The sequence below is a fragment of the Nocardia sp. NPDC102475 genome, from assembly GCF_055584605.1.
Map to the genome: position 1 here is coordinate 1 of NZ_JBVJLS010000063.1, position 2,629 is coordinate 2,629.

General features: G+C 69.1%; 2 protein-coding genes. Both read right to left on the reverse strand.

Translation table 11 applies throughout. The features are described 5' to 3' along the window. The coding region (locus ACZ60G_RS44020; RefSeq protein WP_465818364.1) for a WXG100-like domain-containing protein at window positions 1-1,694 on the reverse strand (1,694 nt) is incomplete at its 3' end. Beyond that, on the reverse strand, window positions 1,691-2,629 hold a 939-nt coding region (locus tag ACZ60G_RS44025), incomplete at its 5' end, for a hypothetical protein (RefSeq protein ID WP_465818366.1). The genes ACZ60G_RS44025 and ACZ60G_RS44020, both read right to left, overlap by 4 nt.

The following is a 2,629-nucleotide window of genomic DNA, read 5'->3' on the forward strand; positions in this document are numbered from 1 at the left end:
ACAGGTGGTCCGGCGGTGACGCCGGGCCTATTGCCGTCTCCGGTGCCGCCGAGGTCCTTGGCGGTGCCGAAGTGGGTGTTGTTCTCGGCGTGGGGGTTGGCACTCATCGTCATTACCGATCCCGGCGTGGCGCTGGGCTGGCCCTCGGCGGCGAGGATGGTTCCGGCTAGACCCATCTGCGGAGTATCGGGTCGGCTGCTGTGGAATTGAGCGGTGCCGGGGAGATTGGTCGATGACGAGCCTCCCGGTGCCGCTATGGGATCGGCCGGTGCGGCTCCGAAGCTGCCCTCGGTGAGTTGTTGCAGCGCCGTATCCCAGGAACTCCAGCCGTGGCTGGGTTCGGGTGTGCCGCTGGGGGGTGTCGGCGACGCGGGCGGGGCCTGCGGCGTGCCCGGTGGCGGTTGGTTGGGATCCGAAGGCGGTGGTGTGTTGCCGTCATCGAGTTTGCGGAAGGCTTCGTCGTATGACTTGCCGAGCTCGTTGATCTCGGCGACGGTCTCCTTGGGCGGCTGCCAGGGTGCTTGGCCTTCGCCGGTGTTTTCTCGGACCGGGACACCGTCACGCGAGCTGTCGTCTCGGGATCCGCCGATCTCAGGGATGGTCTCCTCGCGTGGCCGAGGCGTGTCGGCGCTGCCGCGTGGTCTGGCCCAGTCGGGCGCTGATCGGACCGGGAGGCCGTCGCGCCAGTTGTCGTCGCGACTGCCTCGGGATCCGCCGATCTCGGGGACGGTCCCCTCAGGGGGCCGGGCGGTGCTTATGGCGCGGGTGACGCGCACCGCCGCGCCGATGCCCGCGATGGCGCCACTGCTGGCACCCATCAGGATCATCTGGGTGAGCTTTCGGCCGGTGAGTTCGGTGTCGGTGAGCTTGGCTACGACCACCGCGGCGCCGGCCCCGCCCGCGGCTCCACCGGTGGCGCTGGCGAGCACGACGGCCACGACGCGTCCTGTTGTGCGTCCCATCGGTGTCGCGGCGTTGGCCGCGACGCGGGTGAACGCGGACAGTGCAGCGCGGGTAGCCAGTGAGCCGAGTAGGCCACCGGCGCCGCCGGCGGTCGCCGCCACCCAGACTTGGCTCCAATCCATGCTGGTACGGCGACCGGGCTTGCCGCGGCCCTGGAGGATTTGGACGTATTCGGCACCGGCGACGACGCCGCCCATGGAGACCGCGCCCATGATGGTCGCCCGAATGGCGAGCGCCATGTGGGGGTATCGCCCCGCGAAGGCGGCGGCGCGTTGGAATAGGAAGCCGAGGGTGTCGCGGCGGGCGGCGGTGGCGGCGACATCGGCGGCGATGCGGTCGCTGGCGGCCTTCATCGGTACGGCGGTGTCGATGAGCAGGTTGGCGAGGAGGACGGCCCCGATACCGATGACGATGTACTGCTCGAGTTCGATCGAGTTGGCCGAGTCGTAGAGCAGGCCGGCCATGCCGTCGGCGAATTCGATTTGATTGCGCGTGTTGGCGATCTCGGTTTTCAGCTGTTTCTGGATCGCCTCGCCGGTCTCGCCCTGGATCGCCGCGGGCACCTCGCGTGCGAGGCGTTCGAGGTGCCCCAGTGTGACTTTGAGGCGTTCGGCCGAGCGCGCCCATGCCTCGGCGGCGTCGCGGATGTCGTTGGGTTTTCCGACGGGGAAGTGGCCGATCACCCAGCGCGTCAGCCAGTCCGGGAAGTCGGGTGGGATAGTGACACTCACCGGGGCGCCGACCGCCCTCTTGCCCCCTCCACCAGCAACCGATACAGCACCCGCGCGGGACCACACGCGTCCTCGCCGCGCAACTCCACCTCGGCGAATGCCGCAACCAACGCCGCGTGCGGCTGGAACCGGCCGTCGAGGATGCTGTTGCCGCCCAACTGGTCTCGCCACCGCCGGTAACCGCCCACGATGCGGGCCAGGGTATCCCCGGCGCCCCATGGGCCGTTGACCCGCTGATATTCGGTGATCAGGGAGCGCTGCGCCAGCCGCCGGATGGGCTGACCCGCCTGATCCGCCATGATCCGGCCGAGGTCGCCGACGATCGTCGAATACATCGGTCGCTCCTGTGATCCGGCTACAGAGTTCCCGGATTGTATTGCGGCGTACACCTTTTCGCTGAACTGAGCGGGATTCGCGACGAGCGCGCGATCGAGCTGGATCCACGACCCGGTGCTCGCCGATTCCGGCTCGTCGTCGCTTCGAGCCCGGGTCACCTGGGAGATCCGGCCTTCGAGTTCGGTGATCTCGATCCCGTCGAGGTCGACGAACGGGAATTTGCCGAGAATGTCATCGATGGCCGCGGCCAGTTGGGTCACCATCTCCGCTCCGATACCCGAGGTGTCGAAGCCGACGATCCGCAGTTCGTGCCGATCGGCGAGCTCATGCGCCGCGGCCAGCGCCGCCGCATCGGTCGGCGCACGGACGAGCTCCGCCGCGGTCGAATCGCGCTTCTTCTTACGTCGCTTGTCCTCTCGTTTCCGATCGCTGGGCTGCGCCGGGCCGACGCCGGTCGGGGGCGGCGCGAAGACCTGTCCCGGTGGGCGAGCACCGGTACGAGCACTCGACCAGGGGGTGCCCGACTGAATCGAAGGGAAAGCCGCCCCCGGCGTTCGCGACCATGGCGTGCCCGCGGGCTTCTCGGCGACCCCGGGATC